We start from the raw sequence: 12,503 nt of genomic DNA, 5'->3' as shown, positions 1-12,503 counted from the left end.
CGATAACATTCTAACATATTTCAGCTATTCTCATCAAGTTTATATGAATAGTTGTTCTTATTTTTATTTTCAGGCATATGTTATATAGATAAGGAGGAGATTATGTTAAATAAAAACAACGAATATATATCAACTTTACAACTCAATGATTTTCAGCTTCTTTTAGATGAATTTGGTATTGAACTTGATCAATACACTCAACAACAAATACTCAACATGATTAAAAATAATCAATATGCTTTAGCACACGAACAATATCATTTTATATTAGAAAACTATATTAAAAAATTGACAAGTGAAATCACTTGTCAAAAAATTCTTTTTTTATTAAATCATTATTTTAAACCACTATTAAATGTCTGATGAACAAACATATCTATTTCATCTTTATAAGGAGCTTTTCCATCAATATAAGGTGTTTCAAGAATTTTTGGAACATCTTTTAATTTAGGATGATGCACAATTTTATTTAAAGTTTCAAATCCAATATATCCATAACCAATATTTTCATGACGATCTTTATGTGCTCCTCTTTCATTTTTAGAATCATTCACATGAACTACCAGCAAACGATCTAAACCAATCTTTTGATCAAATTCTTCCAAAATATCATCAAAGTGAGTTAAATCATAACCTGCATCATGTAAATGACAAGTATCGAGACAAACACCTAACAATGAAGAATACTTTGTATTGTCAATTAAATAACGAAGCTGATCAAAATTTCTTCCTAGTTCACTACCTTTTCCAGCCATTGTTTCTAAAGCAATATGCACTTTCTGATCTTCTCTTAAGACTTCATTTAATCCTTTAACAATCTGTTCTAAACCTTTTTCGTCACCAGCTTTGACATGTGATCCAGGATGTAAGACTAAACGATGAACACCTATAGCTTCACAACGCTGAATTTCTTCTTTGAGGAAACGAACTGCCAAATCAAAAGTTTCAGGTTTCAATGTATTCGCTAAATTAATGATATAAGGGGCATGAATAACGACATCATCAATATCTATATGATTGGCTTCCATTAAAGCCTTGGCCTCATCAACTTTTAATTGACTTACCGGTTTTCTAGCTGTATTTTGAGGAGCTCCTGTATAAAACATAAATGTTGTCGCACCATAAGACAATGCTTCTTTAACAGAACCCAAAAGCATGTCTTTACCACTCATAGATACATGACTTCCAATTTTTAACATCATTATTGTGCCTCTCTTTCACGTTTTTCTCGTTGAGCCTGTTTTGCGCGTTCTTTCTTTTGACGTCTAATATCTTCTTTAATCATAGCACGTCTTTCTTTTTGTACCATAGCTTCAATTTGTCTTTTACGTTTCTTCTTATAACCAGGTTTGACTTTTGTTGGTTTACGTACAATGGCTGTAATTTTCTTTTCCAAATCACTTTGATGTTTAACACGTGATTTTCTCTTTTCACGTTCTTTTCCTTGAGTTAATGATTGTCCTTTTAACTCTTTAACTTCAAAATGAATACCTTTCTTTTCTAAAGCTTCTACCATCTTTTGATTATAAGTATCATACATACTATAACATTCACCTGTATATTTTCCACGGCCACAACGTCCACTACGATGAATATAAAAATCTAATTCAGTAGGAAATTCCATATTGATAATATGACTAACACCATCAATATCAATTCCTCTTGCTGCAATATCCGTCGCAACAATATATTGATATTCCATATTTTTAATACGACGCATCATCTGACGTCTTTCTCTTGGCTCTAAATTCCCATGAATTTCCCCTACTTTATATCCATCTTCTCGTAATTGATGACTCAGCTTTTCAACTTCTTCTCTTTTATTACAAAAGATAATACAGATATATGGATCAATAATTTGAATGATATGTTTCAGTACTCCATATCGATCACGATGTTTTGTAGGAATCAGATAATGAGAAATATTTCGTGATGTTGATAAATGCTGATCTATTTCAATCAGTTTAGGGTTATCCATATATTTCTTTAAGAAAGGTCTGAGCATCTGTGGGATAGTCGCTGAAAAGACAAGCATCTGTAAATTGTCTTTCATCTTTCCCAATACTGCATCTATATCTTCCAGATAACCATATTCCAATGTCATATCTGCTTCATCAATGACAAAAATATCAGCTGTTGTAATCTTTAAAGCCTGTTCATCTAAAGATAAATCTTTAATTCTTCCTGGTGTTCCAATAACCAAGTGTGGTTGAGTGCTTAATTTTGAAATTGTCTTTTGTTTATCTTTACCACCAATGATTAATGAAACTCTTAAATCCTTATTATAATTTGTAAAAACTTTTGCCTGATCATAAATTTGTTGAGCTAATTCTCTTGTAGGAGCCGTAATGACTGCCTGCACACAATCTGCTGATGTTTCTATCATATCCATAATTGGAATTAAAAAAGCATGCGTCTTTCCTGTTCCAGTCTGTGATATTCCAATAACATCGCGATGTTTATAAACAAGTGGAATGACTGATTTTTGAATTTCTGTTGGTGATTGAAAATTCAACTTTTGTAATGTTTCTTTCACAAATGGTTGAAATTGATATTGTTCAAATAATTTCATATAATCGCCTCCTTTTAGCCATATGATTATACACTAAAACTTTTAAAAAAGCAAAAAACTTTGATAAAATCTTATATTTTCTTTGATTATTTACCAAAGCAAAAAGATAAAAAGACATATTGAACAGACATCTTGATATGACAAACCATCCTAGATACAATCATAAAGTGCCTTTTATCAAGCAAAAACAAATAAGTGACAAAAAGAACGTAGAAGTTGTCAAAATGACCACATCAGTTGGTAGTATTGCTTCTACAATCTTTGTTATAATATAGGTGCCTAAGAAAGGAGACTATATATGAATATTGCTGATAGAATACAACATTTAAGAAAAGTAAAAGGGATATCACAAGAAGAACTTGCCAATCAAATTGGTGTTTCACGTCAATCAGTTTCTAAGTGGGAAAGCGAACAAACTTTACCAGACATTGAAAAGATTATTTTATTGAGTGACTTTTTTGAAGTGACAACAGACTATTTACTCAAAGGTATTGAACCCGCTCCTCATGAGTCTATATCAGTACACGAAAAACCTAATGGTGTCATTTTTACAATTGTTGCAACGACAATGAATGCCCTTGGATTGATTGTTGCTGCCATGATATGGAATGAAGAACAGACTGCCATAGCAACACTCACCGGACTCATTTTAATTATCTTTGGATGTATGATTTATGGTATTGGTATGGTCATAGCAGATCAATCTTCTCAGACAAAAGCTAAACAATTATTTTGGTCCATAAATATATGGATATTAGCATTCATTCCTTTATCTATGGCATATAATATCTTGACAGGTGGCTTAGAAACTGCTCCATACCCTCTTCTTGATGCTTCTTATGTGGGATTTATTCTTTTTTGGATTGTTTATATCATGCTTGGCAGTATTGTGAATCTTCTCATTTATAAACAAAGAACATAAAATATCTCATGACGATTTTGATGATTTCTCTTCAAAGTCGTTATTTTTCTTTATCCAAAACACAAGTATCATCTTTTTTATTTCCACATATCTTAACATAGGAGGTGTTAATCATGTATTCACAATATCCACAATATTCTCAATTTGACTTTTACCCCTATTATCCCCCAATGCCTATGTTCTATCAAAAACCATCACTTTTGCAGTCTATGAAGTATTCTTTACGCCAGATGAATCTTTCATCAACAATTCAAACAGCTCAAAAAACACTTTATACAGCCAATCAGCTAATTCCTATCATTCATCAGTTACGTCCTGTTTTGCATAATGCAAAAACTGCTTTTCGTGTTGTCAAAGCAGTTAAAAGTTTTGATTTAGATGATATTGATAAAGATATTGATCAAAATGTTCATGTTGAAGAACCCCAAACATTTGAACACATGTATCCAGAAAGAAAGCCTAGTTAGGCTTTCTTAATGTGTCCAAAATTTGGGGATCATAACCATATATTTGAAGTAACGCTATAGCATTTCCCACAGTACAGCGTCCATGATGTATTTTATAGTCACAAGAAAGCTGATTATCAACAATTGTATCACGGAAACAGTATTGATCAATCTGAGGAAATTTTTCAACCAGAGATAAATCATGTGTTGTGACGATAACCAATGATGAACTTTGAAAAAGATATGTTAAAATGGCTTGAGAAATCATCACACGTTCTTTTTCATTTGTTCCTCTTAAAATTTCATCAATAAAAATCAGACAATCTTCTTTTTTCGCATCATCAATCATTAATTTCAAAGTTTTAATTTCCTTCACATAATAACTATCTCCAGATGATAAATCATCTTTCATATGAATAGCACTATGAATGGTCAAATGATAATATTTCCACTCATCCGCAAAACATGTATGCAAAGTTTTTGCCATAATCATATTGATTCCTATCATCTTTAAAAAAGTGGATTTACCAGAGGCATTAGATCCTGTAATCATACAGGAATGTGTCGTTGAAAAACTATTTTTCACTGGATTTTGTATCAAAGGATGATAAGCTTCCACAAAAGACAGCTGTTTTTCTTGCGTTATTTCAGGCAAACAAGTTGCATAACGTTCTCTTAAGAGAAGAACACTTAAAGCCATATCTGCAGTTCCTATATACTCATAGAAGGTCAGCATATAGCTTTCCATTTCTTTTTGATGTTTTAATAAAATCAGATACTGATGTAATGACAACATAAAGAAACTTTGAATCGTTTGTGTGAGATAGAAAACATCTATTTGAGAAATCTTATATATGACACGTGCCAAAACAGTATATCTTTTGGCCTTTTTTAGCATTGGCTGTAATGTCTGAAGATCTTCTTTTGGAAAAACATGATGCTTAACCAAATGTGATAAAGCTTCAATCATAAAACAATAACTCATTGTTTCAGTAACAATTGTCTTGGTACGTTGACTCCAATAAGTATTTAAAAGAATCATTAAAGCTACATATATACAAAGCGGTAAAAAAATCAGACTTCCTAGGAAAAACCATAGCACAAGAAAGAGAATCGGACAAAAAGCCAAAAACATAATGATTCTTTTTTCCCACAACGAAAATACTTGAGAGTGCAGAAACAACCCTAAGCATGAATCATACTCATGACTTAATTGATATAAATGATAAAGTGTATCAGATAAAATTTGAGGATTCTGATATCGCTGAACCATTGTTTCCAAAAGCTGATAATCACACTTTTTTGATAACATACGCCCATACATATATTCTCTACCAATATTCGTATAGGTTAAATCACATTTCTGTAAAACTTTTAATAATTGAAAATCATCAATCTCCTGTTGAGATATTGCCTTTTCTTTTAATGTTTTAGCATATTCATAGTTCCATTCTATATCATCTTTTTCAAATTGATATGGAAACAGTCGAACTAAGCGTTGATGCATAAAGATATTCCATAATCCTTTTAAGACCATAACAGTTATAAGCATCAAGATAATAGCCATCCAAAATATCATCATAAAACCTCACCTCATCATAACTTTACATCTCTTCCCTTAGGGTAAGGCAATCCTTTTTTATTTTTAGATAGATTTTATATAAAAAACTCGAAATGTTGAAGAAAAATAAATAGCTAAAATAAGCAGCATAGCCAAAGAAGCCAAAATAGATAAAAAAGTATCTTCCCTCCATAAAAATAAAGCATATATAAAAACGGATAGACCCATTATCAATTTATCAAAGGGTAAAGTTATTTTGCCGATAATTGCACATTCTTTAACTGTTTTGTCTGTTCTAACTGTTCATTTAAATGAAGGCATTTCTGATTCTGTATAAAATTCCTTTTCACATCAATATATTGTAAGGACGTTTTAATATCAAAAATCTTTTTTTCGTATTCTTCTTTTTTCAAATCAAAAATATCATAGCGTTGATGCAAAAGTATATCTCTAATTTCAGAAATAGAAAAATCAAGTTGCCTTAAGCATTTTATTTGTAATAATCTCTCAATATCTTCTTTTTGATAAGTTCGGTATCCTCGTTGATCTTTTTGAGGATGAATAAGACTTTTTGTTCATAAACCATAATCGCTTTTCGAGATAAATGGAGTTGTTGAGAGACTTGTTGAATATGCATAATCAATCACCTATTTTCATTATATAAAGATTTCTTCACCATCGCAAGGAATTATGATACAATGTGGTCGAGGTGAAACACATGCAAGTCAAAGCTATTACACCAAGAGGATACTGCAAAGGTGTTGTCCGTGCTATTGAAATTGCCAAAAATGCACAAAATGAAAAACAACCTATTTATATTTTAGGAATGATTGTTCATAATCAATATATTGTTGATGCTTTAAAAGCAAGAGGAATTCAAACCATTGATATTCCCGGTCAGACACGATTAGAATTATTGGATCAAATCAATGAAGGAACTGTGATTATTACAGCTCATGGTGCCAGTGATCAGGTCTTTCAAAAGGCTAAAGAGAAAGGTTTAAATGTTATAGATGCTTCGTGTCTAGATGTTATTAAAACACATGATTTGATTAAAAAGAAATTAAGTGAAGGCTATGAAATTCTCTATATTGGAAAAATGGGTCATCCTGAAGCTGAAGGCGCCATATCTATTGATGAAAAGAAAGTTCATCTGATTACGAGTCAAAAAGATATTCAAGCTATGGATCCAAAGAAACATTATGTGATGACAAATCAGACAACCATGTCTTTATATGATGTTTATGATTTATGCGAATATGCAAAATCAATACTTCCACATGTTATGATTGAAAAAGAAACCTGTACTGCTACAAAAATTAGACAGGAAGCCATCAAAAACATGGAAGATGATATTGATATTGTTTTTATTGTGGGTGATCCTCATTCCAATAACACACAAAAACTGGCAGCTATTGCGAAAGAAAAAAAAGAAGTCCATATGATTGAAAGTCTTGACGATCTAGACATCCAATTATTAAAGGGAAAAAGAAAGGCTGCTGTTTCTTCAGGAGCCTCTACACCTACATATCTGACTAATCAGATTATTGACTTCTTAAAACAATTTGATGAAAATGATGAGCAGACATATCATAAACCTGTCATTGATACAAAAAAAATTCTTGATTAAAAAAGCTTCTTTTCTTATGAAGAAGCTTTTTCTATAGGTAACCATTGTACCTTATGATAATAAATAATAAACATAATGGCAGCTGTAATCCATGTAACTGGCCAACCAAAGAAGACAAATGAAACATCATTTGTAAATTGTGTAATAATCGCCAGATAAATTTGTCTTAAAATAACGAAATTGAAAACCATGATATACATAGGAACTGAAGATTTTCCAGCACCTCTTAAAACACCATTATAAATTTGGACAATCGGTAAAACAATATAAAATGTTGTAAAAGCAAATAACATTTTCCATCCTGCTTCAATAACAGCTGGATCGCTATTAAAGATACTGATAACCTGACGGCCAAAGAAGAATAAGAAGAGTGCCATCACAGCAATCACTGCAAAAGTCATCCACAAAGCTATCTTTGAGCCACGTTTCACACGATCATATTGTTTAGCACCGATATTTTGACCAACAAATGTTGTAATAGCCATATTAAAGCTCTGAAGTGGTAAGTTGACAAAACCATCAATACGTATCGTAACTGAATATCCTGCAACAACATCAGATCCAAATGCATTAACATAAGATTGGACAACAACATTAGATAAAGACACAATACTCTGTTGTAATGCGGTTGGCAACCCAATCGCAATAATCCTTTTTAAGATTGGCAGATGAAAACGAATCTTTTTAATATGTAATGCATAGACTTCCCCATTTTTGATTAATACCATACATACAAGCAGTGCACTTAATGCCTGAGAAATATCTGTCGCAATCGCTGCACCTGCCACACCCATATGGAAGACTCTGACGAAAAGTAAATCTAAAACAATATTCGTCAAACAGGCTGCAACTAAAAAATATAACGGCCTACGAGAATCACCAATCGCACGTAAAATTCCCGCCCCCATATTATAAATTAATGCAAAAGTAATACCACCAAAATAAATTCTTAAATATGTTGAAGATTCAGGAAAAACATCGGCTGGTATCCCAATCATATGCAATAGTGGATTTGTCATGAAAAGACCAACAATTGTTAAAAAGATAGCCATCACTAATGTTAAAGCGGCCGAACTATGCACAGCCTGATGAAGTTTTTTATGATCGTTAGCTCCATAATATTGGGCAATCACAACACCTGCTCCTGTTGCGAGTCCCATAAAGAAACCAATCAACATATTGATAATCGGCGATGAAGCTCCTACAGCTGCTAATGCCTGCTTAGAGACAAAGTTCCCTACAACATAAGCATCTACAGTATTATATAACTGCTGAAATAGATTTCCAATTAACAATGGAATTGAAAACCAGAATATTGATTTTGCGATACTTCCATAAATCAAATCAGTCGATTGACGACTTCGATCCATTATTTTCTCCCCCTCTCATTTCTACAACTTCTTATTGTAGTCTTGTTTTTTCTTTTTGACAATATTCTCTTTTATTATAAATGATTTTTTAATACGTATAGCTTATTTCCACGATTTGAAAATTTTCTTTACAAAAAGTTGACATAAACTTTAAACAAAAAGATACTTTTGTCATACCAATCCATATATAATAGGCACAGTACATTATAAAAAGGAGATATTTATGATATTATTTAATTTACAGCAATATTTACAATATAGTACTGAGGCTATTATTTTTCCTCAATATTTATTTATAATTATTCTAATTATAATTGGTCTTTTTCTTTATCTTTATAAAAAGAAATCATTTTTACAAAGTTTCTTGATTGGCACTTATATATCTTTTTTGATATGTACGCTATTTTTTCCTATAGCCATCAATGTTGACACTTCTTATTTTCAAGAAGATCTCTCATTTTTGGTAAGATCCACGTCACTCCTTGGTATTCTAAGTCATTTTCAACATCAATCACTTTTTTGTATTTTTCATCTTATCGCTTTTCTTCCATTAGGATATATCCTCACACAAGCCATAGGTTATCAAAGAAGTTTTTATTTAGGAGTTGCGATTATTCTTTCAGTTGAAGTCATACAGGTTCTAATCGACTTTATCACTCAATACCTTCAATTCACTTTTAGCATTGAAGAAATTATATTACATCTCCTTGGTTTCTGTATAGGTATGCTGATTTATAAACCTGTCAATACACTAAGCCTACATTTCAAAAATATGATTCAACAAAAAAGATGAGTCTAACCACAATATGGTTTTGAACTCATCTTTTTTAAATCTTTATTTCATAAACATCTTCTTGATATTCCACTAAGCAGTCATTTTCATAAACGATTTTAGCACTATGGAATTTCTGATCTTGAATCCATTCAAAGAAATGATAATCACCTTCCCACATAGGTAAAGATGAAATACGATCATTATCCACCCATTCTAAAACACCTTCATCACATTCATGAAGATCTCCACTAAATTCATGACAGGTATAAACAAACATGCCTTCATCCTGCCCGTGGTAAAGTTTTGGAAACACAACAAAACCATGAAGTCGAAGCTGTAATGGTGTCAAACCTGTTTCTTCATAAATTTCTCTTCGCATACATTCTTCAGCACTTTCACCCTCTTCGAATTTGCCACCAACACCAATCCATTTACCACCGTTAATATCATTTTCTTTTTTAATACGGTGTAGCATTAAAGTCTGATTTTCTTTTTGAATGTAGCACATTGTTGTTAAAATCATACTATCGATAGTGATAATAATCCGGAGAACTTCCTTCTATTATCTCTATATTCACTTCCTTTTCCAACAATTCTTTTAATTTTTTAACCATAATCTTTTCTGCATGATGATGAATATCAATTAATAGAATATGATGGTCAACAGCGTTTTTGGCATGACGATATTTTGTATCTCCAGTTAAATAGGCATCTGCTTTTCCATAAAACTGTGGCATGAAATCAGCACCACTTCCACCACAAATGGCCACTGTTCGAATTTCATCAACATGGCCAGCATATTGGAAATGTTGTAACTGATAAACATCCTGGACATAATCAATAAAATCGTTCATTTTCATAGGTGTATTCAATTTGGCAATACGTGTGATTCCATCTTCTCCACGTTCGATATTATGAACACCTAAAGCTTCAATGAGCCATTGATTCATCGATACATTGTCCAAGGCTGTATGCGAGCTATAAACCACAATATGATTTTCTATTGCTTTGAAAATAAATGCCCCCATAAAATCATCTTTATCAATATTATTGAATGGATCCAACAAAAATGGATGATGGGTTATCAACATTTGACAGCCTTGATCAATTGCTTCATCCAAAGTTTGAATATCAGCATTTAAGGCTATCATAACTTTTGAAACGTCTTGATGAATATCACCTATCTGTAATCCACATTTATCCCATTCTTCCTGTAAAGATAGTGGATAATGTTTTTCCATAATCTGAATGATATCTTTAGCTTTCATTGATTTCACCTTCTATCATTGATATGATATGACATACTTCCTGAAAACGTGGATGGTCTTCATCTAAGGATGTCAATATATTCTGATGGATTTGTAATTGTCTTTGCCATTTTTCATAAAACAAGGCATTCTTCTTTTGTCTTAAACAAGGTCCAAAATATAAATCTGCTTCCTGATATGTCAATGTTTGTGTTGTTTTTTGACAGACAATAATCTCATAGATGTGATGAGCATCTTTGACGATATCCTCATCAATAATTTCCAGCTGATGACGGTAAAGATATTCACGCAATATTTCTAAACCAACATTAGCCTGTAAAATAAGACGCTGATTTTGAATGTATTCTGGATATTCATCTAAAATATCCACTGTCAATTTTCCACCCATTCCACAAATACTGATCATATCCACTTTTTTATCTAAAAGAGGTTGTATGCCACTTCCTAAAAGTGGAATAACCTGTTCTTCTAAATGATAACTCTTAATCGTTTCTATAGATGCTTGTATTGGCCCCTTTGCAATATCGCAGGCATATGCTTTTTGAATAATCTGCTGATTGACTAAATAACAAGGTAAATAAGCATGATCCGTGCCAATATCCCCAAGGGTATCCCCATGTTTATATTTGATAATCAAGTCGGCAATCGCTTGTAATCTTTTTGATAGTTTCATATTAACGATCTAAGAAATCCTTTAAACGTTTAGAACGTGAAGGATGTTTTAACTTTCTTAAGGCTTTTGCTTCAATCTGACGAATACGTTCACGTGTGACATTAAACTCTTTTCCAACTTCTTCCAATGTTCTTGTACGTCCATCATCAAGACCAAAACGTAAACGTAAAACTTTTTCCTCACGATCAGTTAATTCTAATAAAACTTCATTTAATTCGTCTTTTAATAATTCATTGGCAGCATAGTCATCTGGTGACATAGCTCCTTCATCTTCAATGAAATCACCTAAATGAGAATCATCTTCTTCACCAATTGGTGTTTCTAATGAAACAGGTTCTAAAGATATTTTTTGGATTTCACGTACCTTATCAGGTGTCATACCATCCATCTTTTCAGCAATTTCTTCTGCTGATGGTTCACGACCCAATTCCTGAATCAATTGTCTTTGTACTCTTGTCAATTTATTGATTGTTTCAACCATATGTACAGGAATACGAATTGTTCTCGCTTGATCTGCAATCGCACGTGTAATCGCCTGACGAATCCACCATGTTGCATATGTTGAGAATTTAAATCCTTTTGTATAATCAAATTTTTCAACAGCCTTAATTAATCCCATATTTCCTTCCTGAATCAAATCAAGGAATAACATTCCTCTCCCTACATATCTTTTTGCAATAGAGACAACTAAACGCAAATTGGCAGCAGCCAATTTCTTCTTAGCTTCTTCATCTCCTTCAAGAATTCTTTTAGCAAGAGAGATTTCCTCATCATGACTCAGCAGTTCTACACGTCCAATTTCTTTTAAATACATTTTCACTGGATCGTTGATTTTGACATTACTTCCCAGCTGATTAGAATCATCTTCCTCGGCTGTATTATACATATTAACAGTATCACCTGTTAACATATCAAAATTTCCACCGAAATCTAAATCAGAAACATCATTATCAATATCTGAATCTAAATCATCTAAATCATTCAAATCGTCTAATGATTCTAATGCTTCCAAATCATCCAAGTCACTTGTCATTCCACTTAATAACTGATCATCATCAATATCATCTAAAGCATCCAGTCCATCTTCAATTAAAATATCCTGATCTGTGATAAATGACAATAATTCTTCAGCTGCTTCATCATCTAAATCATATTTTGTTAAAAAAGCATCTAGATCATCTTGAGATAATTTTCCACCCATGGCTTCAGCTGTTTCTTTAATCAGATTCTTTAAATCATCCAATGTAACAGGTGTTGCTTTCTTCTTTGTATCTTTTTTCATATTG

The 12,503-nt window shown here is 32.1% G+C and carries 15 protein-coding genes; 5 read left to right on the top strand and 10 right to left on the bottom strand.

From position 1 onward, the window contains the following. Nucleotides 1–102: 102 nt before the first annotated feature. A complete protein-coding gene (locus ACZYT4_RS09130; protein WP_463784890.1) occupies nt 103–363 on the top strand; it encodes a hypothetical protein in 261 nt (86 codons plus the stop codon). Here the strand turns inward: ACZYT4_RS09130 and ACZYT4_RS09125 are convergent. After that, nucleotides 336–1,199, bottom strand: coding sequence for a deoxyribonuclease IV (locus tag ACZYT4_RS09125; RefSeq protein WP_463784969.1), 864 nt, complete (start codon nt 1,197–1,199; stop codon nt 336–338). The two genes, ACZYT4_RS09130 and ACZYT4_RS09125, sit on opposite strands and share 28 nt — an antisense overlap. 2 nt (nt 1,200–1,201) lie before the next feature. After that, nucleotides 1,202–2,572, bottom strand: a complete 1,371-nt coding sequence (locus ACZYT4_RS09120) for a DEAD/DEAH box helicase (RefSeq protein ID WP_463784887.1) — start codon at nt 2,570–2,572, stop codon at nt 1,202–1,204. A gap of 298 nt (nt 2,573–2,870) precedes the next feature. Here ACZYT4_RS09120 and ACZYT4_RS09115 point away from each other — a divergent pair, with 298 nt between their 5' ends. Beyond that, complete coding sequence (locus tag ACZYT4_RS09115; protein WP_463784885.1) at nt 2,871–3,494, top strand: helix-turn-helix domain-containing protein; 624 nt, start codon at nt 2,871–2,873, stop codon at nt 3,492–3,494. 113 nt (nt 3,495–3,607) lie between these two features. Further along, nucleotides 3,608–3,961: a hypothetical protein gene (locus ACZYT4_RS09110; RefSeq protein ID WP_463784883.1), complete on the top strand. Its 354-nt coding sequence runs from the start codon at nt 3,608–3,610 to the stop codon at nt 3,959–3,961. Here ACZYT4_RS09110 and ACZYT4_RS09105 read toward each other — a convergent pair. The 3 genes from ACZYT4_RS09105 to ACZYT4_RS09095 all read right to left on the bottom strand — a co-directional run bounded on the left by ACZYT4_RS09105 (nt 3,954) and on the right by ACZYT4_RS09095 (nt 6,138). After that, nucleotides 3,954–5,522, bottom strand: coding sequence for a MutS-related protein (locus tag ACZYT4_RS09105; RefSeq protein ID WP_463784881.1), 1,569 nt, complete (start codon nt 5,520–5,522; stop codon nt 3,954–3,956). The two genes, ACZYT4_RS09110 and ACZYT4_RS09105, sit on opposite strands and share 8 nt — an antisense overlap. Nucleotides 5,523–5,752: 230 nt before the next feature. Then, complete coding sequence (locus tag ACZYT4_RS09100) at nt 5,753–6,013, bottom strand: MerR family transcriptional regulator (RefSeq protein WP_463784966.1); 261 nt, start codon at nt 6,011–6,013, stop codon at nt 5,753–5,755. Further along, entirely contained in the window at nt 5,992–6,138 is a 147-nt protein-coding gene (locus tag ACZYT4_RS09095; protein WP_463784878.1) for a hypothetical protein, read from the bottom strand. Before ACZYT4_RS09095 ends, ACZYT4_RS09100 begins: the two co-directional genes overlap by 22 nt. Nucleotides 6,139–6,219: 81 nt before the next feature. Between ACZYT4_RS09095 and ACZYT4_RS09090 the strand changes: the two genes are divergently transcribed. Next, a complete protein-coding gene (locus ACZYT4_RS09090) occupies nt 6,220–7,131 on the top strand; it encodes a 4-hydroxy-3-methylbut-2-enyl diphosphate reductase (protein WP_463784875.1) in 912 nt (303 codons plus the stop codon). Nucleotides 7,132–7,145: 14 nt separating this feature from the next. On the opposite strand, the gene ACZYT4_RS09085 is transcribed toward ACZYT4_RS09090, so the two are convergent. Then, the gene (locus ACZYT4_RS09085; protein WP_463784871.1) at nt 7,146–8,501 is read right to left on the bottom strand and encodes an MATE family efflux transporter; all 1,356 of its coding nucleotides are present in this window, start codon (nt 8,499–8,501) and stop codon (nt 7,146–7,148) included. Between the two features lie 223 nt (nt 8,502–8,724). Between ACZYT4_RS09085 and ACZYT4_RS09080 the strand changes: the two genes are divergently transcribed. Beyond that, nucleotides 8,725–9,294, top strand: a complete 570-nt coding sequence (locus ACZYT4_RS09080) for a hypothetical protein (protein ID WP_463784869.1) — start codon at nt 8,725–8,727, stop codon at nt 9,292–9,294. Between the two features lie 34 nt (nt 9,295–9,328). On the opposite strand, the gene ACZYT4_RS09075 is transcribed toward ACZYT4_RS09080, so the two are convergent. The 4 genes from ACZYT4_RS09075 to rpoD are packed head-to-tail and all read right to left on the bottom strand — an operon-like array spanning nt 9,329 to nt 12,499. Continuing rightward, nucleotides 9,329–9,784: an NUDIX hydrolase gene (locus tag ACZYT4_RS09075; RefSeq protein WP_463784866.1), complete on the bottom strand. Its 456-nt coding sequence runs from the start codon at nt 9,782–9,784 to the stop codon at nt 9,329–9,331. A gap of 16 nt (nt 9,785–9,800) precedes the next feature. Beyond that, entirely contained in the window at nt 9,801–10,544 is a 744-nt protein-coding gene (locus tag ACZYT4_RS09070) for a Nif3-like dinuclear metal center hexameric protein (RefSeq protein WP_463784864.1), read from the bottom strand. Continuing rightward, a complete protein-coding gene (locus tag ACZYT4_RS09065) occupies nt 10,534–11,217 on the bottom strand; it encodes a tRNA (adenine(22)-N(1))-methyltransferase (RefSeq protein ID WP_463784861.1) in 684 nt (227 codons plus the stop codon). The genes ACZYT4_RS09070 and ACZYT4_RS09065 overlap by 11 nt, the downstream gene beginning before the upstream one ends. A 1-nt stretch (nt 11,218) precedes the next feature. Beyond that, nucleotides 11,219–12,499: an RNA polymerase sigma factor RpoD gene (gene rpoD, locus ACZYT4_RS09060; protein ID WP_463784859.1), complete on the bottom strand. Its 1,281-nt coding sequence runs from the start codon at nt 12,497–12,499 to the stop codon at nt 11,219–11,221. Nucleotides 12,500–12,503 lie beyond the last annotated feature (4 nt).

Source organism: Massilimicrobiota sp. mt181 (genome assembly GCF_055420065.1).
Note: the sequence above shows the minus strand (reverse complement) of the source record. Positions and strands in the feature narration are given on the sequence as shown.

What these genes read in the sequence shown, in the direction of transcription:
- ACZYT4_RS09105 (WP_463784881.1), bottom strand. Translation starts at nt 5,522, where the DNA reads ATGATGATATTTTGGATGGCTATTATCTTGATGCTTATAACTGTTATG.
- ACZYT4_RS09095 (WP_463784878.1), bottom strand. Translation starts at nt 6,138, where the DNA reads ATGCATATTCAACAAGTCTCTCAACAACTCCATTTATCTCGAAAAGCG.
- ACZYT4_RS09120 (WP_463784887.1), bottom strand. Translation starts at nt 2,572, where the DNA reads ATGAAATTATTTGAACAATATCAATTTCAACCATTTGTGAAAGAAACA.
- ACZYT4_RS09125 (WP_463784969.1), bottom strand. Translation starts at nt 1,199, where the DNA reads ATGTTAAAAATTGGAAGTCATGTATCTATGAGTGGTAAAGACATGCTT.
- ACZYT4_RS09090 (WP_463784875.1), top strand. Translation starts at nt 6,220, where the DNA reads ATGCAAGTCAAAGCTATTACACCAAGAGGATACTGCAAAGGTGTTGTC.
- ACZYT4_RS09070 (WP_463784864.1), bottom strand. Translation starts at nt 10,544, where the DNA reads ATGAAAGCTAAAGATATCATTCAGATTATGGAAAAACATTATCCACTA.
- ACZYT4_RS09110 (WP_463784883.1), top strand. Translation starts at nt 3,608, where the DNA reads ATGTATTCACAATATCCACAATATTCTCAATTTGACTTTTACCCCTAT.
- ACZYT4_RS09130 (WP_463784890.1), top strand. Translation starts at nt 103, where the DNA reads ATGTTAAATAAAAACAACGAATATATATCAACTTTACAACTCAATGAT.
- ACZYT4_RS09080 (WP_463784869.1), top strand. Translation starts at nt 8,725, where the DNA reads ATGATATTATTTAATTTACAGCAATATTTACAATATAGTACTGAGGCT.
- ACZYT4_RS09075 (WP_463784866.1), bottom strand. Translation starts at nt 9,784, where the DNA reads ATGTGCTACATTCAAAAAGAAAATCAGACTTTAATGCTACACCGTATT.
- rpoD (WP_463784859.1), bottom strand. Translation starts at nt 12,499, where the DNA reads ATGAAAAAAGATACAAAGAAGAAAGCAACACCTGTTACATTGGATGAT.
- ACZYT4_RS09065 (WP_463784861.1), bottom strand. Translation starts at nt 11,217, where the DNA reads ATGAAACTATCAAAAAGATTACAAGCGATTGCCGACTTGATTATCAAA.
- ACZYT4_RS09085 (WP_463784871.1), bottom strand. Translation starts at nt 8,501, where the DNA reads ATGGATCGAAGTCGTCAATCGACTGATTTGATTTATGGAAGTATCGCA.
- ACZYT4_RS09115 (WP_463784885.1), top strand. Translation starts at nt 2,871, where the DNA reads ATGAATATTGCTGATAGAATACAACATTTAAGAAAAGTAAAAGGGATA.